Origin of the sequence: Lonepinella sp. MS14436, assembly GCF_042470565.1 — a bacterium.
Lineage (GTDB): Bacteria > Pseudomonadota > Gammaproteobacteria > Enterobacterales > Pasteurellaceae > Lonepinella.
The window spans coordinates 1423693-1442163 of the sequence record NZ_CP170385.1; the positions used below are offsets into that span (position 1 = coordinate 1423693).

Here is an 18471-nt window from a genome sequence, read left to right on the forward strand (position 1 = left end):
ACCCCCCTTACATTAACAACCTAGTTATTTAACTATAGCTATTTTTATCACCGTTTTCAAGGTGATTTTAGTATTTTCGAACTAGGTTAAGAATTATTTTTTGTTCGCTGTTTTAGTAGTGCTAAACTGCCGTCATCTTCTTCTTGTTCACTATTTTTTGCCTGATTAAAATAAGGCATAAATTCGTGAATAGTAGGGGTTTCTTGTTTTGGATCACGATTAATTAATGCCAGAATATGAGCAATTTGAGCGGTACGGTAATCTTCACGCCATAAGCCAAAAGGCTGTTGTTGGTAGAATAATTCATACTCACCTAATTCTCGTTCTGATAACTGTTCAATTTCCGATAATGTTTTACCCAACGCAAGACTTAATATTATTTGGAACTTGCGTCGGTCGGTGAGTTTTTTGGCTGTAAATCCGCTATGGCTTGATTGAACGCCTCAAATACCGATTTATCTAGCTGAGAAAGTGCGATTAAATCTTCGGGATTTTCTACATCAAATAAGTTGTTACCGTCTGCATCACAAATCCGTGTCGCCATACTGCGAGCCAAACGTAATGGATCGTACACTTCGGCTAATTGCTTAGTGAGTTCTTCTTCATTGTCAAAATGAAGTTCAATGCCTTGTTCTTTGGCTAATTTAATTAATTCTTGGCGTTGTCCATAATAGGCTTTGTTCATTTCACCGACATTAAATTCACGAATAAAATAATGATTACCCTTAAATTCAAACGGGTGTAATGTGGGTTTGTTGGCTAATAATGCGTTGCGTAAGTCTGTCATTTTGGTTTTCCTTATTTAATTACCACCACCGAATAACACTCATCAATGGTGCGACACTTAATGCAAAAATACTTAATGCGGTGAGAATAATGGCTAAACCAATAGCCACCCGAATAAATGGACTTGCATTTGTTTCCATTTATAACCCCTTTTTTAGCTGTATTTTTAATTTAGTTTTGGTAAAATGTTTGTTATCCATTAAATATCCTTTTAATATTCATTAATGGGTATTAAAAACCCCGAAAGCAGCGAACTTTCGGGGTTTATTTTTTATTAAGCAGCAGGTAACAAGTAATCTCGTTTTGCCATTTTAATCGTGACACCAGAATCCCATTTCCCTTTTACTTCACCGCTTAGGTTCATACTGGTTTGAACAAAGCCTGTGCCGAATAAAGATCCACGGTTTTCTTTTAGCACTAATTTGTAGGCAAAAGATTCTTTGTTGTAGAACTTATCCCGCAAGGCTTGCTGAACATCTGAACCGAAGTTTAAGAAGAACGTTAGTTTTAATGAGCCGTGAGTAATTTCACCTGGTTCGGTTTCTTCACCGTCTGAACACATCGTCGTGACATCTTCTTCCGCCAAAGTTGAGCCGTCTTGATCGAAATTTTTAATCGCACAGAAGTTATCGTGAAATTGTACTTTGGCGGCGGTGGCATTAGTAAACTTCGTCACCGTATCAAAGCTAGACCAATTCACTTCGTCTGCTAAAGTGATTACACCTGTACTTGCATCGACTGATTTAATCGGATAATAGCCGTCCATACTGCCAAGGTCAGAAATTAAGATCATATCGCCTTTAGCATAGCCATTACTTGCAATAGTAATGGTGGCTGGCTTAATGGTCATAGCGGTGATTTTTTTGCTGGCATCTAAGCCTTTTTGCAAATAAAATTTAGACCCTTGAAATGATGTTGTTGTCGTCATATTAATTATGCTCCATTGCGATAGAATCCTATTTTGTACAAAATCGTGCCGACTATCCATTCTGTGTGATTTTCATCATTGCTGTACGTCACACTGGAAAGCGAAAAGCGATCTAATACATCGGATTCATAGTTGTTTAGTTTGTTGATTACCTTTTCCACCAATTCATCAAGTGAGGATTCTGGTAATGATGATTTCACATAGACTTGAACTGCCAATTCACCGTCAAAATACATACCGTCTAAGTCCATTTCTTCCGTTTGGACATCTTCGATAAATACACAAATTGCAGGTAAATCGGTTTCAGCATTTAAAAAAACAGATCGTCCGTTATGGTAATAACTAACCCCTGTTATTTTGTTATCTATGTGATCAAAAATAGATTTTCTAATCTGGCTGAGTTCTTTCATGATGTCACCTTAACGTTGTCATCAGCTCTTTTAGTAAGGCTTCTTTGACTTCCTTTGGGTAATTATGGGTGGCTTTGTTAAATTGTTGGGTGATTTGATTACCAATCGGAATTTTTACCACATCAATAGGGTATCTCGCCCTACCTTTACGTTGCAGAATATGAATACGTCCATTTTTTAAACGCTGTTTAAATCCCCGTTGTATGGCATATTTCCCAATCACAATGCCACCACGCCCTACCCAAATACGGTTGGATTTTTTCTCAAGCAAGCGAATCGCTGGCATTTGCGAACGAAGTATTTTCAAGCTAGCTTTTGGCTTTTTTGCCGTGGCATTGATTTTCTTCAATCTCCCCTTAATCGTTTTTAAGGGAACACCGACATCTTTTGCCACGGCTTTCATTGCCGTTGAACTGATTTTAGAAGCGACTTTATTAATTGCCTTTGCGGTGGCTTTTGGCATTGTATTATTGCCTAAGTTTCGCAATCTGGCATTAATTCGCATCACATCTTCGTTCAAACTCATGTTTACTCCACTTGCAACGTCAACACGCCGTCTTGATAACCAAAACCAGTCACACCGTATTGCTTATCATCAATAGTTACAATATCACCACGCTTTGGTTGATACCCTTGGGTTTTGAATAAGGTTACGGTTCGATATGCCCCATTTAATACAAAATTGTGGGTAACATAACCACTGTTAACCGCCTCTATCTCTTTCGGGACTTCATCAAACACGGCTTGATATTGCGTACCATTAATCAAACAAGCCGACATTATCGTTTGTTCAATGATTTTGTCAGCGTTGAGTAAGGCAACATCAAAAGGGCTAGCCATTGATTTTCACATCAACTTCGGCAGATGATGTGCCTGAATTAGTCCAAGCAATACCAAGGCGTTTGTTTGATCCTGCGGTTAGGGTTGCTCCGTCTGCGTCTGACCAATACAACACCGCACCTTGTTTAATATCATCTGCTTGTTTGGCTTTTACTCGCCATACACCGTTGACAATACCTGTTCCTGTGGCTTTGTTTTCCACATCTGTTACCGCAATCGCAATCAGATCGCCTAACACCACCACATCACCGCTTTTAATGGCTTTGGTTGCCATAAAGTCGATAGTTTCGCCGTTTTGAATAAGATTTTTAGCCATAGTTTTTTTCCTTTTTAGGTTGAAATTTGTAGGGGCGGATCGATGTATCCGCCCGTTAAATTAGGCGTTGGTTACTCGCACAATGCCACGATGATCTAACACATTCACACCTGCATCAATGCGGACTTTGGTTGTGACACCGTCCACGGTAAAGCCTGTTTGTTGGTCGATAAATGGTGTTTCTACACCGTTTAAGTACGACACTTCAATCGCTTCACGGTTAATTAAATACCAAATCTTGGCATTTTCTGCCTGTAAACGTTGAGATTTAATCACTGGCACCACATCTTTTAACGGATTGATAATACCGCTGTTAATGTCTGCCCCCTCCACTGATGTCGAACCTAGAATTTGTTTGGCTCGGGTGTAAAGCGAAGTTGGAGCAAGCAAATAATCAGGCTCAATCGCAAGCTGTTTGTTGTCAAAAGATTTTTGAGCGTTCATTAATTGGATCGCACTGTCAATGGTGGTTAAATCCATTTTGCCACTTGCCACGGTGTTTTTATGGCTGGCATCGTAGAGTTTTTTGCCGTCATACGTCATGGTTGGATCACCCATTAACTGAGCAAACACTAAATCCGCAATCGTTGCTCGTGCCGCTTGTCCTAATTTGAACGGAATCGCCGTGAGCATATTCATATCGTCATTGATAATGGTTTGGCGAGTGATAGAGAATAAACCGCCGTAAGTGGCTAATGATACATGCGTACCAGTATCGCCTAAGGTAACATATTTATACTCTGCTCCCTCACGCACTTGTTCAAGGCTATCAAAACCACCTAAGCCTACACGATAAGCAGGGCGGAAGTCGGTTAATGTGCCTTTATGCGTCCATTGTTCAAAGTTTTCGGTGCTTTCCGCCCAACCTTTCAATACAGATTTATGAGCTACATCAATTAAGATGTTACCAAAATCGCTGCTGGAATGAGTGAACGCCATACCGACAATTTGCATTGGGTTGTAGTTCAACACACTAACACCACGATCAGATAAAGACGCTCGGGCTAATTCACGCAAGGTCATTGCGTTATAGACGTTGTCTTTTTCCGCTTTTTCTAAGCCAGCACGGGCAAGTAAGCTCGCTTTGACGCTATCACCAATTAAATTACCGTTATCCACGTGGATATGGCTTTGTGGCACGCTTGGCGTAGTGTTCGCTCCTAATTTAGCTAATAACTTATCCTTAGCTTGTTCGGCAGTAACGGAAATATCCCCTAAACACTCCACTAACAAGTCATTGAATTGACCGTTAAACGGGGCAAACACCGCTTTAATGGCGGTATTGCGTCCCGCTAATTGAGCTTGTACTTGAGCGGTGTTATCTACCACTGTCGCTTTTGGTTGCTCAGTAGTCGCAGGTTCAACTTTTGCCACAGGTTCAGCAGTAGTTTTAGCGTTACCTTGTGGCGGTGTAATCATGTCTTTCATATCTTTAGGCATAGAATTAAAATCTCCTAGTTTGTTGGAAGTAATTTTAGCCATCGCCACAAGGGGTTCGGCTAATTGGTCGGCGAAACCTAGCTCAATACATTCTTTTGCAGTGAGCCACGTTTCTTGTTTGAGCATATCGCTCAATTCGTCTTCGCTTTTACCTGTCTTACTGGTATAAGCAGAAATTAAGGTGCTTTCGACTTTGTCGAGTAATTCTGCATACTTACGCATATCATCCGCATCACCGCCCTGAATCCCCCACGGTTTGTGGATCATCATCATGGCGTTTTCAGGCATAATCACCGTATCGCCTACCATAGCGATAACGCTTGCCATAGATGCGGCAAGACCGTCAATATAGACGGTCTTGTTAGCAGGGTTAGCTTTCAGCAGATTGTAAATGGCAATCCCGTCAAATACGTCCCCACCTGGCGAATGAATATGTAAGTTAATTTGTCGCACGCCTTGAAGTGCTTTTAGCTCTTGAGAGAATTGTTGTGCCGAAATTCCCCACATACCGATTTCATCGTAAATAGAAATTTCAGCGGCATCGTCTGCGGCTGCTTTGATGTTGTACCAGTTTTTCATTGTATCTCCTGAGTTTTGGATATAAAAAAAACCACTTGTAGCAATACTACAAGCGGTCAATAGGACGCTGATTTTTAAATTAACGATAAATTCGTTTTGTTGGTGTTTTCAATTCTTCTTCCAACGTTTTAAGTGGGCGTAAATTTTGTTCAAAGTCCACGTCTTTAATAAGCTGATAAATATGCTTACCCACATAATTTATATGCGGTCCATATTCTGCCACACAACTGTAAGCCGTTGGCTCAAACTTCGAACCGATGGCTTCAAGTGCTGGGCGGATTTGGTTGATAAATTCTTTCATTTTGAACGCTTCGAACCATAACCAGCCGAGATTACGTAAATCACTTTCCGTGTGGGTATGGGTGAATGTGCCTTCAGGCTCATTAATAATCAATTCCCCTTCCAATGGCAATCTTGCCAACAGGCTTACGGCTTCGACAAATTGGCTGTCGTCAATGTCTTTGTAACTCTTGCCGAAATGGGTTTTGAGTGCCGACCATTGTTTGATAATCACGCCTGCTTGTTGGTCTTTCGGTAGGGCTTTGGCTCTGCCGAGTACCAATTCTTTTATGGTGCTTTGGTGTTCGGTTGAAAGTCGTTCAATTTTCACCGCAGTTTGGCGTTCTGCTTTGCCTTTTAGCCAGTAATTCGCTAATGCTTGGTAACATTCTTTTTTGTAGCGGATTAAGGTTTCTCTGATTTCTGGTTTGCAACGTTTAATATCTATGCCGAATAGCCAGCCGTTTAGGTATTCGATTGGTAGGCAAAGCATTTGTTGTTCGCCACCATTTGAAGGTGTTCTTATCATAAGAATACCTTGTGAAAGCACTTCATCACGCTGAATTCTTGAATGTTGTGCTTTCCAATCTAAGCCGATATTCTCACAAATCGGTTTCATCGCCGTGTAATGCGTGCCGTTTTGTTCAAAGGTGATTAATGCGTGATTATAAAATTGGATTGTTTGGGTTGAGATTTGATTAGACATAATAGTCTCCTTTGGTTGTTTACGATATTTATTGCCCTAAGGTATGGTCATCATAACCATACCTTTAATAGGGTGCCGAGTGGTTCGTAAGCCTTCCAAAGTAGGCTGGGATTATTTCCCTTTCAGGTATTGTATTCTCCGCCCACTCGACATTGAGTTTTGCTAAATCTATTTTTAATAACGGAAAATAGATCTATGTTGCAAATTTTAGGTACAAAAAAACCGCTTGTCTGACGGGTGCGGATTTCCGCTTTGGATTAAAGGCTACGACACCTTGAGTTGAATGTTACTCAAGTCTTGGGTGTGAGTCAAGTTATTTTGATTTTAGGTATTCCTTTAGGGCTAAAATAATGTTGGGGATTCGCCAAACCAAAATAAGAAAAGCAAGGCTTGCCACTATTTCTAATAGTCCGTATTGCATAATTAACTCCTTGATTAAAGGTAAAATTAAGGGTATAATTTCCATAAATTCATTTCTCTTAGTGAGTGTAAGTTGGAATGAAAAAACCCCGATAATTTGCCGTTATCGGGGTTTTGTTATTTATTCTTCTGCCTTTTTCGGCTCTCGTTCTTCATTGTCGTTTTCTGTGATTAAACTGCGGTTAAAATTCGCTACATTTTCACCCGAATTGGTTAAATCCGTATCAAACTTCAACCCTTTTTCTCGGTTTTCTTCAATTTCAACAATGCGTCTGCGTTTGATTTCCGCTGGATTAAAGCCACTGGCTCGGATAGCTTGGCTTTCGGTCGCCAATCCACCTTTGATCCGCTCTTTCCACGCCGTGGCTTCTTTGACAGGATCAATCCACGGCATAGCAGGACCTGAATATACCGCATTAAATAGGGAATTTTCATCCACTTCCGCTGGGATTTGAATAATTTGTGCAGCGATTGCCATTTTTAGCCATTCTCGGTAAATCGGGCGTGAAATTTGAGCTACAAAGCAATCTTGTAGCACCGAATAGCCCTCAAAACTTTCTACCAATTCTTGCCGTTGAGCAGAATAGGTGCCGTTATAATCTCGTGCGATACTGGAATAACTCGAACGTGTACCAGCGGCTGCCGCTCTTAATTGACCGTCCCGAAAACTGGCTAAATTGGTATTGGGGCGGTTAGAGTTAATTAAGCCAATATCTTCACCTGGTTTTAAATCATCAATGACCGCACCAGGGGCGATGTCAAATTGGCGTTGTGCGGTGTCGCTTTCGTCATCATATAACGCTGCATCGCCTTTTTTGATGTACATCGTCATTGCTGCTGCAATTCTCGCCGCCACTCGCTCGGATTCTTCGTATTCTTTTAAATCGGCTAACCGCACAATCACACCGTGTAGCATGGACACCCCACGCACTTGATGTAAACGGCGTTTAAACGCAAGGTGAAGCATATTTTCCGCTGAAATTTCTTTCAGTTGGCTGAAATTTTGGCTTTCTTGCGGATTTTCTAAATACACTTGATAGGCTATCGGTTTTCGCCAAGCATTGAGCTTAATGCCTTGGACGGTTTTGCCGTCATCAAGGCTGTTCATTGGCACAAAATCAGGCTCTAAGGCTTCCATTGAAAAGGGAATAGATGAGCCGTGTTGCAACCCTGCCACCTTGCCTTTGACTAACTGGATAAATACTTCACCGTCACGCAACCATGTTCGCAATAACATTCGTTCCAACGTAGGGCGTGTATATTGCCCTGTGACTTCGGGTTTAATTGACCATTCCGCCCAATATTTACGAATTTGCTCAGCTAATACTTCATTCACTTCACCGTTGCGGTTAAGCGGTTGCGGTTCAATATGAATACCACGAGAACCAATGACTCGCTCTTCTAGTTTATCCAAAATCCCGATCACAATATCGTTGTTTTGATCTAACGAACGAGCTTGCTCTCTTAGACTGACCGCACTTTGGCGGACGTTGCTATTCGCCCCTTGATTATCTCGCACGGCTTTGTGAGTTCGGCTAGGTAAGGCGGCTTCGTAGGTATTTAACACATAACGATTGCGTGAGCGTTGCATCGCCCATTTGGGTGAAAGGGTCGCAATGGTTTTCTCAAGTAAATTCATGGTTAAAATCTCGTGTTTAAGTTTACGTAGCGGATTCGGTGGTGTTTGACCTTTTGTCCTGCTTGTGCCTGCTGTTCATCAAGCATCGTTTGATAACGCTCACGTTGTTTTGTCCATTCGCTGACTTGATAAGACACAGAACGCCCATTAAAACTCACCTGTGAATTAGCATTCTCAATTTTTTCATCCAGTAAGCGTATTTTTTGCTTAAGTTCTTCTATGGTGTAAATTGACATTATTCTCTCCTACAACCAGCCACCACTACGATTCGTTATCCAGCGTTTCTGGGTGGGTTGTTTTAATTCATGGTTAGTCACTGGTTTTGCTTGTGCTTCAACAGGTTCAACCGTTGAAAGTGCGGTGTTTTTTCGCTGAATATTTTGATTAATTTCAGGTAATTTCGCCCATTGTGGCACGCTGTTTTCATCGTCCCATTTAATCCGTTCGTAACCTCGTAAAATGGCGATAGCGTGACAATAACAAAACAAGTCAAAGGCTTCATTATTGCCTTTACCTGGTTTCCGCCATTTGCCATCGGCTCCCCGTTCTTCATACACCAATTCATTAAAAAACCATTCACCGATCCATTCAGGGAAATGAATGTAATTCGCCCCTGCGGTTTCTCTCGCAAGGGCGTTATTAATGCGGTCTTTCAGTTGGTCGGTTTGTAATAGGTATAATGGTACATCACCACGAGCGGAAGAATGGCGATCGGAGCGTGTGGTATTATCAGGATAGGTTTTGGTAATCAGCTTTTGTCGTTTGGTGCTGTCCCCTTTGACTAAGTACACCCGTTTAGCTACCCCTTGCCGTTTGCAATATCGCCAAAATTTGTAGGCATTATCAGTTACGCCGTCTTCACCACCGCTATCAACTGCCATTGCTAATACAGGCATTAAATAATCAGGATTATTGGCTAGCGGATAGCGTTTTTCCAACACATCAGAAAGCAAAATATGCCAGTCATCGGGAATGCGTGGATCGATTTTTTCAATGACCCCGTCTTCATCGGGCAATGTTTGCGAGATGTTGTAGCGGTCAATTAGCCAACGCTCGCCATTTTCGCCATAACCGACCACTTGCACCACAAAACGGCGATTTTTACCACCTTGAACGTCCACAGCAGCGATTAAGAATCGGCATTGTTCAGGTACGCTATGTTTTTGCGTTTCTTCTTTGCGTTCCATTAGCTCATCGCTACGGCGTTGTTCTAATGCAGAACGGGGTAAATAAGGCAATCCCCAGTCGGTATTTATCACCGCTTTTAGCGTTTCTTCACTGCCTGTCATTTCGTATTCGTGTTCAGCAGCAAGTAATTTGTAGGTTAATTGGGACCACGTTTGATAAGCAGCGGCAGGACCTTCAAGCCAAAAGCTAGCAATGCGTGATTGACGGGCGATACCCGAAATTTCACCCTTTGCATTAATGATTTCACCCTCTCGCAACCAACGACCGCTAATATTTAACGCTCGTTTTTGTTCAGGAGAAATCAACTGTTGGCAATGTGAACATTGTAGCCTTGCGTTTTCACTGGCTTTGACAAAATCGGATTCTTCACGAAAGCCGACCATATTCGCCATGCTTGGCTCAAAGTATTCATTACAATGCGGACATTGCCAATAAAAACGCCGTCTATCACCACGGTTATACAAGGACAAAATACCCGTAGTCGGCGGTGCTTCGTGCGTGGTTTTGGGTAAATGTTTTAAATCGACAATATCCTTGCCTGGCGAACTTTCGACTAGGGTCATACCCGCCGACATAAACGTAGTCGTTCTTTTGCTGGCAAGGGAAAAGCCGTCCCCCTCACCATCTATATCTTCTGGCCAGCGGTCATAATCGGTTAAGGCGACATATTTGTAATCGGACGACGACAACACATTAATTGATGGCCAGCCAATTTTGAGTAGATTTCCTGCTCGGAAATATTTGTCGTGAACGTTGTTGTCGTTTTTACGCGGGCTTAAACGTTTGGCAATTTCAGGTGAACAGCGAAACATACGATCTAAACGTTTTCGGCTATGTTCACTGGCTTTTTCTTGCGTGAGTTGCACCAATAAGAAATCAGACGGATCGCAAATAATGGAATAAGCAATCCAACCGTCAATTAATCCAATAGTTTTACCTGTTCGAGCAGGACCAACAAAAATCACCGCATCATATTCTCGGGAATTAAGGCAATTCATCGGTTCAAGTATATAAGCGGCGGTATTTTTATCCCACTTGACCGAATTACCACCGCCCACAGGAACACGCATATATTCTGCCACCGCTTCGGCGATTTTCATACGGCGTGGGGCTTTAATCGCATTCGCCATATCTCGACAAATTTCTGCTGCTCTCGCAAACATTACTCGCTTTCCTTTTCGTCTTCCGCTTTTGCTACATAGGCTTGCTGAATATGTAATGCCATTTGATCTCGCAAATCGTCCACCACCTGTTGTACTCGGATTAAAACATTAGACGGTAAACCGCAATCACGCTCTAAAATATCAGGCAAAGTTTCCAATACTTGCACCACAGCTTTTGCCATTGAGCCAACATCTAACGCCACTTCACTAGCTGGGATAAGCTCGCCTGTGCGTTCTTCATATTTCAGCCGTTCATTTTCCGCTTGCCAAAACGCACGGCGTTCAATGGGCGAAAGACTGTCAACATCTGCTGACATTTTTTCCGATAAGCCCATTCGAAGTAAATCCGCCAAGGAATATAACTTTAATTTTGAATTACTGCCTATTGCTGGGGTTAACCCTGCCACACGTTGCGACACGGTTTGACGGTGCATTCCCACGACATCGGCAATCTGATTAATATTCAGCTTTAATGTGTGTAAATTTTCCATCTTAACCCCAACAACAAACATTCAAAATTTAAAAATCACCCCTAAAAATGCCAATAAATCCACAAGATGATGATGCCTAGAAACTCAAAAAACTGCCAAAAACCGCGATGTTGCAACCCCGTGGAATGGGGTACCCCGTCAGGAGTACCTTTTTAAAATAATTTTCTTATTTACTAGCCTGCTCAGCCTGCCATTCCCGAATTTTATCAACCCGATTTAAGCACATATCACGCTCACGCTTTAATATCACCGCATATTCGGTTACATCGCCGTAGGTTTTGCCTTTGAACGAACTCTTATCTAAATGTGCGGTTAAAATAGCTGGGATTTGCGGACAACTACAAACCTGCGGCTCATTGCTGCTGCAAGAACTCAATAACATTATCAGGAGCGACAGCATTATAAGCGTCACTGCTTTTTGCTTTGGCAGGGATATATTTAATGACTTCATCGGCTTTCTCTCTTAACTCGCTTTCTTGCTTGGTAACTTCTAGCGTCAACTGGCGATTCTGCTCAACTTCATCTTTGAGCTGGCTTATGGTTTTACTTTGCATGGCGATTAATTGGGCTTGTGCTTGGTTTTTGGCATTTAAGCTATCTATCTTCTGTGATTGAACCCAAATCCAACCACACAAGCCCAAAATCAGTAAAGCTATAGCCAGATAGATTTTGTTAAAAAATGCGGTCATTTTCCACCTCTTAAACAAAGTTCTCGTTCTTTCTCTCGCCTCGTCACTAATCCATTGAGTTTTTTGCCACCAGCATAAACCCACTTACGAAACTCATCGCACATTTTGGCGGAGTAACCTTGATTAGCTAACCGAAACAATGTCGAACTTTGCATCTTGCTACAGCCTACATTAAAGGTAATAGATACCATTGATTCAAATGCACCTTGTGGCATTTGTGAGCCATTACCATAACGATTAACGCACTGCTCGGCATTTAAAATATCTTTCGCCCAACGATCGGCGATTTCTTTATCAGTGTAACGTTTGTTCGGCTCGATTTTCTCACCGCTTGCTTCCGTTGAACCAATGCCAACTGTTAGCACTCTAGCAGGGCAATAATACGGGTCACGTCTGCAACCCTCCGCATTACCTATAATCTCTAATCCTGCCTTGGTTGTTCGCATGTGATCGCCATAATTGGATAGCACAACACCTATCACAGACATCACGGAACAAACAATAGCGGTTTTCTGTAATTTACTCATCACGCAACCCCCGTCTTAACTGTTGCATTTTCAATTCGTGCATTTCCTGCTTACGCCGCTCATCGTGTTCACGTGCTACGCTTTCTTGGTGTTTGGCACATAAATTTACTAAACCACTGATAACACCAATAGCAAGCCCTAAAAGAGCTAACCATTCCTGCACTGTGTACATCGCCCAAAATGCCGAAAAACCGCCCCAAAATATACTTTGATTTCCTGCGTCCTTAAACATGTTATTCATACCCTACCCCCTTTAAAGGGCAATAAAAAGCTCACCTGTTACAGTGAGCGGTAAGTTCTGTTAAGATAGCGTTTCCACACGACAAAATAACAGAGATTTAATATGATTCAATTAGATGAAATTAACGATAGCTTTTATTACTTTCCCTATCAGCCAAGTGAAAGTATTTCTGATTCTGATACACCTGCCCCTAACGTTGGCGGATTAGATTTAATTACTCAACCAGAAATGATAGAAAATATCCCCGAGATTAAATATTCACCAATGCTTAAAAAACTATTAATAGATTTAAATAGCTCCACTAGCCCTTACATCAGCTTAGGTTGTGGTTACTGGGCAAATTATACAGAAAATGAAGCATCGTACTGCTATTTAGAATTTTCTTTCAGAGATCCATTAATCGCTAAAAATCTCAATTTCATTCAAATGATAGATGAAAAATTCATTGAATTTTTACATAAAAACCGCCAACAACTTGCACTGGATTTTAGCGTGCCTGAGCAAGCATTTGATACAGTTCATCAAGCTGTTTTTTGGAGTTATCGTCCATATTCTTACTTTGGAAGCGAAGAACGCATCTTGCTATACTTTCAGGCTGGTAGTCCTCATTACCAAGACCTTGAGATTTTTCTTGATTTACTACATCGGTTTTTAACTCAATATCTTGCTGTTTCATCATAACCACCCCAAAAATAAAAAGCCTAGTTAATCAACTAAGCTGTGAATTGGTACTCCCATTTGGATTCGAACCTATAACCAATGGATTAGAATTCCACTGCTCTATCCCTTGAGCTAATCCCCCAAAAACAAAAGCCCTAAGCATTGCTGCTCAGGGCTGTAAATTCCTTTCGTGCGTTTTAAATGTACGAAACCGCACTGTAATTGAAATGTACTACTTTCAACTCAAGTTGTCAATCATTTTTTGAGCAATTAAACAGATTATTTTTTACTTGCTTTAATGTATCCAAAACTATACAATATATTATCACTTAACGGAGCAACCATGTATATCATTGAAGAAACCGAAATATTCTCAGAATGGCTTGATAATCTCACCGACCAAATGGCTGTTGTGGCGATTGTTTCACGTATTGAAAGAGCGAAACAAGGGAATTTTGGCGATCACAAATCCGTTGGTGATGGTGTCTATGAAATGCGAATCACTAAAGGCAAGGGCTACCGAATATATTACGCTCGCAAAGGTGAAATCACCTACATACTCACCAACGGTGGTGACAAATCGACCCAAACCAAAGATATAGACAAAGCCAAACAACTTTGGCAACAACTCAAACAGGAGCTATAAAATGACAATTAAAACCAGAGAATTTGATGCAGCACGTTATCTCAAAAACGAAGAAATGATGGCGGCTTATCTTGCCATGGCATTAGGAGAAGGCTCACCAGAAGAATTTGTACAAGCCTTAAACACCGTAGCAAGAGCCAAGGGTATGTCAGAACTTGCGGAAAAATCTGGTATCGGCAGAGAAAGCCTATATAAAACCCTTTCCAGCGAAAAACCACGTTTTGATACGATTTTAAAAATCATCGCTGCACTCGGGTTAAACATCTCTATATCCCCTAAGTTGGCAGTGTCTTAAAAAATAACTTGAATCGCACCACTGCCAAACATCGCCCCACTCATAAAGTCTTTCGCTGTTCGCAACAGATTGTCAAACGTAGAGGGGCGTAATGCCATTTCTAAACAAACATTCCGCTTATCCTGCCCTTGTAAATAAATTGCCATTAAGACTTGATAAGCCTCTAAATTTTGCTGCCTTAAAATATCTAACGCACTATCAATCCGCAAATACATATCATCGGATAAATCTGAAATCGCATAGCGTGCTTGAACAAGTTTTCCATCACGTATAAAAGACTGCAAATTCGGGTATCCTTTAATCCCTTTAAAACTCCCCCATCGTCTTGCCCATACCCATAAAATATCACTAATATCAATTCGCAAATAAATCACATCAACTCCTTGCACTTCGCCTTATAAACCTTAATCAAATCCTTAATCTCATCAATGCTTAACTTCAACGGCTTATGGTCTTTTCTTTCCAACCATTCCACACGCTCTAACCCAATTTTCCGAATCAAATTAATCCGATATTCCGTAATATTCCCACTCAAATGCGTATTGCAAGGCTGACATTGCTTATGGCAATTGTTTTCATTAAACCGCAATTCAGGGGCGGCTTTCGTGGTACGATAATGCCCAGCGTGCCATTGCCCTTGATGAAACCGACCGCACGAAATACAAGGTAAATCCTTATCTCTCAACCGAATAAATTGATTGAAGACTTTCTGCAAATCTTTCAACCAATCCGCACGGCTTTTTAAATTCTCTCGAACTTGCTTAATCTTGGCTCGTTCTGCTTTATCTCGTGCTTTCTGTTGTTTGATTTTTTCTTTCTCTGCTTGCTCCTTGGCAAACTGCATCGCACAAGCCACCGAACAGACTTTTGCAAAGCTACTGCGTGGCACAAATTCCAGTCCGCAAATCTTGCATTTTTTACACCGCACTTTTTTCATTTTTTCCCTTAATAAAGTTCCAAAGATCGAATTTGGTCTCTGGAATTGAAAGCAAATATTTAAAGGTACAGATCTGTACTTTTAAAACAATTAAAGAACGAAGATCGAAAACGATCTTCAATCACACTTTTTCATCTCCCCTATTGACACCCATAATTTTTTCGTTTACTCTTTTTAACAGGTCTCAAAACCTTACAAGCGGTAATCCGCAACCGAAATCCTTTGCGGTTTTTTTATATCTTGAATTTACAATCTAACTGCAACACATAAAAAAGAAGTGTTCATCAACTTAATGTATTATTGAGTTACCACAACAAAATAAACATTGAGAAAAATGAACACTTCATACAAACATCTTACCCTAACCGAACGAGAAAAGATAATGGTTTTGCACGCTCAAGGTCATTCTCTGACTGAAATCGCCACCATTTTGGGTCGCCATAAATCGACGATTTCACGAGAACTCATGCGAAATAATGCTTTGGATAGCTATTCGGCTTTCCAGGCAATGCACTGTTATCAGGCTCGGCGTGAAAATTGTCACCCAAAGCGTAAACTGGATAATGCCAAACTCTTTGAATTGGTGAGAGATAAATTCTTAGCACAGCAATGGTCGCCTGAACAAATACAACACCGTCTGAAGCTGGAAAACAGTGAGTATTCAATCAGTCACAATACGATTTATCGGGGTATCTATGCGGGATTATTTGATGAGAAAGGGTTATCTCATGGCGCAAGAGGGGCGGTGCGAAAACTCAGACATCGTGGAAAAACACGGCATACGAAAGTCCATGAAGAACGTCGTGGCAAAATCCCGATTAGCCATCATTTAACCGAACGACCCAAAGAAGCCAACGAACGTTCACGGATTGGCGATTGGGAAGCGGATACCGTGCTCGGCGTGTCCGGTGGTGCCTGCTGCGTGACTTTGGCGGACAGACAGAGCCGCTTTCTCATCTGCAGGAAAGTCGCCGAGAAGAAAGCGGATTTGGTGAGTGCGGCGATAATAGAAGCCTTGAATAATCAACCCGTTATGACGATTACGCCCGACAGGGGAAAAGAATTTGCAAGGCATCATCAGGTAACGGAAGTATTGAAAGTTCCCTTTTATTTTCCGTTACCGCACCAACCTTGGCAACGGGGAACAAACGAAAATACGAATGGGTTGTTAAGGGAATATTTCCCGAAACAGCAGGACTTCAACCTGTGGAGCGATGATGAAATACAAGCCGGTGTCGATAAATTAAACTACCGACCTCGCAAATGTTTAAGTTGGCGGACACCTTATGAGATTTATTTTGATAAAGTGTTGCACTTAGTTTGACAATTCAAGATCTAAAAAATGGTAAAACAATTTAATCTATGATCGAGTGGGCGACTAATACAATACCCGAAAGGGGAATACGTCCAGCTTCTTGTAGGCTTTTGAGCCACTCGATCACCCTATTTCGTAGGGTTTATTACTCAAAAAATTACAAGGATTTCTTATGTCACATTTAACCATTCTCAACACTTCAATTCGTACTATTGATAATCTTTATTCTCTAAACGATCTTCATCGTGCAAGTGGTGCTGAAGATAAACATTCACCATTCCGCTTTATGCGTAATGAACAGACAAAAGATCTTATTACCGAGATAAATAGCCAAACACCAAATTTGGTGGCTAGTAAAATTATTCGTGGTGGAACAGATTTAACAATTCGTGGCTACTGGGTCTGTAAAGAACTCGTTATCGCCTATGCTGCTTGGGTAAGTTCCAAATTTCATTTAACTGTGCTACAAGTATTCTTAAATCAAATGGAATCTCAACCCAAACAACCTGCACTGCCAACCCCCAAACCTGAACCATTGCTTTATCGAGCATTAACCGAAAGCGAATGGTTGCAATTTGCCGCTCACTGGTTCGCCTTGTATAACACCCTAAATCTACTCTCAGACTTAGAAGAACCATTGCGAGCTATCGGCTCTACTTTCGCCGTAACGGCTTATACACACGCTCACGAATACGTCAACAATTTAGGGCTAATGAAACGGATTCTTGAACCAATGCTAGAAGATTTAGAAGTCGATCCGATTGACGAACCTTTTAAATACAACGCTCTCAAAACCCTAAGAGAGTTCAAAGTAAAAGGTATCGCCAATGCGGTACGCCTATCAAATCAAACCCCAAGACCAGTTAAAAACTACGCTTTGCCCCAAAACTAACCCTAAATCAACCGCACTTCGGTGCGGTTTTTTATAGCCACTTCCAATCATTAAACCGCACGCCATTTTCAACGCCCCAACTCGTCAGATATTCAATCAAACTCGCCATACGGCTAACGCTCATTTGTGCTGAACTTTCCCGAATATTCACAAATTCCCCCTCTAACCCTGCCACAATCTCAAAGCCCTGTTTAGTGGCTTGTGCGTGAGCAGAAATAAACAACACTTTCCATTGCTCCATACTGAGCTTTCTACCGTGAAATTCGCACTGATTCGCCACGTCTTGGCACATTGCGTGAAACTTGGCATTCTGCTCAAGGTTACGAGTAATCGGCTTAATCTGCACCACTGACGGCTTTTTATCATCAATAGGCAAAGATCGAATAAACTCAATCGCATTTGACCGCACTTGCTCAGAACGTAGAAAATATTGTTGGTTAGCCATTAATCTTCCCGATACTCAAAACCCAAATCTTCCAATTCACCACCGCACTTTGGACAGCGGTGAATTTTAGGGTCAAATTTTGCTTGTTCCGTCATTAAAACCACCGCACTTTTTAACAAAGTCCAAACTCACTGAACGCTGTACAAAATCATCTACCCACGGATCAAACACGACCACCATTTGACCCTTGCTATTGCCTTTCACTTCCTCACCCGTCACAGGGTGAATAAACGCCAAACGACCGCCCATAATATCAATCACTTCATTCGCCACGTTGTGTATGTGCTGTTGATACCATTGCGTAGATTTATCGTTATTCAGCAAGAACACCACTAAATGTCCCGCATTTCGTAATTTCTTGGCTTGTTTTAAGAATGGCGTAACATCAGAGTAAGGAGGATTAACAAAAATCCGTAACAATTCACCCTTATCCACAACAACATCAAGCAATTTATCTAATAAATCATCCGCTAAAAAGTCAGGGAATCGACCGTCTGGACCAATCCATTCAGGACAAAGTGCGTTTTTACCGTTCGCACAACCGTCCAAATGAAACCACGCATAACGATGCTCTAACCAGTTAAAAAAATATTCTGGCGTTTGCCATTCATCTTTATTGAATTTTTGTTGTTCTGTCAT

26 protein-coding genes are annotated in these 18471 nt (G+C 41.4%); 5 read left to right on the forward strand and 21 right to left on the reverse strand.

Annotated features, from left to right (window positions below):
* Nucleotides 1-86: 86 nt before the first annotated feature.
* The 17 genes from O1Q81_RS06835 to O1Q81_RS06915 form a co-directional block, all read right to left on the reverse strand.
* Nucleotides 87-362 (reverse strand): DUF4035 domain-containing protein, encoded by a 276-nt coding sequence (locus O1Q81_RS06835; RefSeq protein ID WP_386696683.1) that lies wholly within the window; start codon nucleotides 360-362, stop codon nucleotides 87-89.
* 14 nt (nucleotides 363-376) lie between these two features.
* Entirely contained in the window at nucleotides 377-787 is a 411-nt protein-coding gene (locus O1Q81_RS06840) for a hypothetical protein (RefSeq protein ID WP_386696685.1), read from the reverse strand.
* 273 nt (nucleotides 788-1060) lie between these two features.
* Nucleotides 1061-1714 (reverse strand): hypothetical protein, encoded by a 654-nt coding sequence (locus tag O1Q81_RS06845; RefSeq protein ID WP_386696687.1) that lies wholly within the window; start codon nucleotides 1712-1714, stop codon nucleotides 1061-1063.
* 5 nt (nucleotides 1715-1719) lie between these two features.
* Nucleotides 1720-2124: a phage tail terminator protein gene (gpU, locus tag O1Q81_RS06850; RefSeq protein WP_386696689.1), complete on the reverse strand. Its 405-nt coding sequence runs from the start codon at nucleotides 2122-2124 to the stop codon at nucleotides 1720-1722.
* 4 nt (nucleotides 2125-2128) lie between these two features.
* Nucleotides 2129-2650: a phage tail protein gene (locus O1Q81_RS06855; RefSeq protein ID WP_386696691.1), complete on the reverse strand. Its 522-nt coding sequence runs from the start codon at nucleotides 2648-2650 to the stop codon at nucleotides 2129-2131.
* A gap of 2 nt (nucleotides 2651-2652) precedes the next feature.
* A complete protein-coding gene (locus O1Q81_RS06860; protein WP_386696693.1) occupies nucleotides 2653-2964 on the reverse strand; it encodes a hypothetical protein in 312 nt (103 codons plus the stop codon).
* Nucleotides 2957-3280: a DUF2190 family protein gene (locus tag O1Q81_RS06865; protein WP_386696695.1), complete on the reverse strand. Its 324-nt coding sequence runs from the start codon at nucleotides 3278-3280 to the stop codon at nucleotides 2957-2959. Before O1Q81_RS06865 ends, O1Q81_RS06860 begins: the two co-directional genes overlap by 8 nt.
* 60 nt (nucleotides 3281-3340) lie before the next feature.
* Nucleotides 3341-5299 (reverse strand): ClpP-like prohead protease/major capsid protein fusion protein, encoded by a 1959-nt coding sequence (locus O1Q81_RS06870; protein ID WP_386696697.1) that lies wholly within the window; start codon nucleotides 5297-5299, stop codon nucleotides 3341-3343.
* 79 nt (nucleotides 5300-5378) lie between these two features.
* Nucleotides 5379-6284 (reverse strand): phage antirepressor N-terminal domain-containing protein, encoded by a 906-nt coding sequence (locus O1Q81_RS06875; RefSeq protein ID WP_386696699.1) that lies wholly within the window; start codon nucleotides 6282-6284, stop codon nucleotides 5379-5381.
* Between the two features lie 541 nt (nucleotides 6285-6825).
* On the reverse strand, nucleotides 6826-8343 hold the full coding sequence (locus tag O1Q81_RS06880) for a phage portal protein (protein ID WP_386696701.1): 1518 nt from the start codon (nucleotides 8341-8343) through the stop codon (nucleotides 6826-6828).
* Between the two features lie 2 nt (nucleotides 8344-8345).
* On the reverse strand, nucleotides 8346-8579 hold the full coding sequence (locus O1Q81_RS06885; RefSeq protein ID WP_386696703.1) for a hypothetical protein: 234 nt from the start codon (nucleotides 8577-8579) through the stop codon (nucleotides 8346-8348).
* Nucleotides 8580-8588: 9 nt separating this feature from the next.
* Nucleotides 8589-10694, reverse strand: a complete 2106-nt coding sequence (locus tag O1Q81_RS06890) for a phage terminase large subunit family protein (RefSeq protein ID WP_386696704.1) — start codon at nucleotides 10692-10694, stop codon at nucleotides 8589-8591.
* Complete coding sequence (locus tag O1Q81_RS06895) at nucleotides 10694-11185, reverse strand: DUF1441 family protein (RefSeq protein WP_386696706.1); 492 nt, start codon at nucleotides 11183-11185, stop codon at nucleotides 10694-10696. The genes O1Q81_RS06890 and O1Q81_RS06895 overlap by 1 nt, the downstream gene beginning before the upstream one ends.
* A 166-nt stretch (nucleotides 11186-11351) precedes the next feature.
* Nucleotides 11352-11567, reverse strand: coding sequence for a lytic protein Rz1 (locus O1Q81_RS06900; RefSeq protein ID WP_386696708.1), 216 nt, complete (start codon nucleotides 11565-11567; stop codon nucleotides 11352-11354).
* Nucleotides 11539-11874, reverse strand: coding sequence for a DUF2570 family protein (locus O1Q81_RS06905; RefSeq protein WP_386696710.1), 336 nt, complete (start codon nucleotides 11872-11874; stop codon nucleotides 11539-11541). The genes O1Q81_RS06900 and O1Q81_RS06905 overlap by 29 nt, the downstream gene beginning before the upstream one ends.
* On the reverse strand, nucleotides 11871-12401 hold the full coding sequence (locus tag O1Q81_RS06910) for a lysozyme (RefSeq protein ID WP_386696711.1): 531 nt from the start codon (nucleotides 12399-12401) through the stop codon (nucleotides 11871-11873). The genes O1Q81_RS06905 and O1Q81_RS06910 overlap by 4 nt, the downstream gene beginning before the upstream one ends.
* A complete protein-coding gene (locus O1Q81_RS06915) occupies nucleotides 12394-12642 on the reverse strand; it encodes a hypothetical protein (protein ID WP_386696713.1) in 249 nt (82 codons plus the stop codon). The genes O1Q81_RS06910 and O1Q81_RS06915 overlap by 8 nt, the downstream gene beginning before the upstream one ends.
* A gap of 102 nt (nucleotides 12643-12744) precedes the next feature.
* On the opposite strand from O1Q81_RS06915, the gene O1Q81_RS06920 reads away from it, so the two are divergent.
* The 3 genes from O1Q81_RS06920 to O1Q81_RS06930 all read left to right on the forward strand — a co-directional run bounded on the left by O1Q81_RS06920 (nucleotide 12745) and on the right by O1Q81_RS06930 (nucleotide 14243).
* Nucleotides 12745-13323 (forward strand): hypothetical protein, encoded by a 579-nt coding sequence (locus O1Q81_RS06920; protein ID WP_386696715.1) that lies wholly within the window; start codon nucleotides 12745-12747, stop codon nucleotides 13321-13323.
* A 322-nt stretch (nucleotides 13324-13645) separates the two neighbouring features.
* Entirely contained in the window at nucleotides 13646-13948 is a 303-nt protein-coding gene (locus O1Q81_RS06925) for a type II toxin-antitoxin system RelE/ParE family toxin (RefSeq protein ID WP_386696717.1), read from the forward strand.
* Between the two features lies 1 nt (nucleotide 13949).
* On the forward strand, nucleotides 13950-14243 hold the full coding sequence (locus tag O1Q81_RS06930) for an addiction module antidote protein (RefSeq protein WP_386696718.1): 294 nt from the start codon (nucleotides 13950-13952) through the stop codon (nucleotides 14241-14243).
* Here the strand turns inward: O1Q81_RS06930 and O1Q81_RS06935 are convergent.
* Together O1Q81_RS06935 and O1Q81_RS06940 are read right to left on the reverse strand one after the other, a co-directional pair.
* Nucleotides 14240-14617, reverse strand: a complete 378-nt coding sequence (locus tag O1Q81_RS06935) for an antitermination protein (protein WP_153985975.1) — start codon at nucleotides 14615-14617, stop codon at nucleotides 14240-14242. The genes O1Q81_RS06930 and O1Q81_RS06935 overlap by 4 nt on opposite strands.
* Nucleotides 14614-15180 carry a recombination protein NinG gene (locus O1Q81_RS06940; RefSeq protein WP_386696721.1) on the reverse strand — a complete coding sequence of 189 codons (567 nt, stop codon included), beginning with the start codon at nucleotides 15178-15180 and terminating at the stop codon, nucleotides 14614-14616. Before O1Q81_RS06940 ends, O1Q81_RS06935 begins: the two co-directional genes overlap by 4 nt.
* Before the next feature lie 334 nt (nucleotides 15181-15514).
* On the opposite strand from O1Q81_RS06940, the gene O1Q81_RS06945 reads away from it, so the two are divergent.
* Nucleotides 15515-16504: an IS30 family transposase gene (locus O1Q81_RS06945; protein ID WP_386696591.1), complete on the forward strand. Its 990-nt coding sequence runs from the start codon at nucleotides 15515-15517 to the stop codon at nucleotides 16502-16504.
* Between the two features lie 163 nt (nucleotides 16505-16667).
* A complete protein-coding gene (locus O1Q81_RS06950; protein WP_386696723.1) occupies nucleotides 16668-17387 on the forward strand; it encodes a P22AR C-terminal domain-containing protein in 720 nt (239 codons plus the stop codon).
* A gap of 31 nt (nucleotides 17388-17418) precedes the next feature.
* On the opposite strand, the gene O1Q81_RS06955 is transcribed toward O1Q81_RS06950, so the two are convergent.
* Together O1Q81_RS06955 and O1Q81_RS06960 are read right to left on the reverse strand one after the other, a co-directional pair.
* The gene (locus tag O1Q81_RS06955; RefSeq protein ID WP_386696725.1) at nucleotides 17419-17832 is read right to left on the reverse strand and encodes a recombination protein NinB; all 414 of its coding nucleotides are present in this window, start codon (nucleotides 17830-17832) and stop codon (nucleotides 17419-17421) included.
* 72 nt (nucleotides 17833-17904) lie between these two features.
* A complete protein-coding gene (locus tag O1Q81_RS06960) occupies nucleotides 17905-18471 on the reverse strand; it encodes a DNA N-6-adenine-methyltransferase (protein WP_386696727.1) in 567 nt (188 codons plus the stop codon).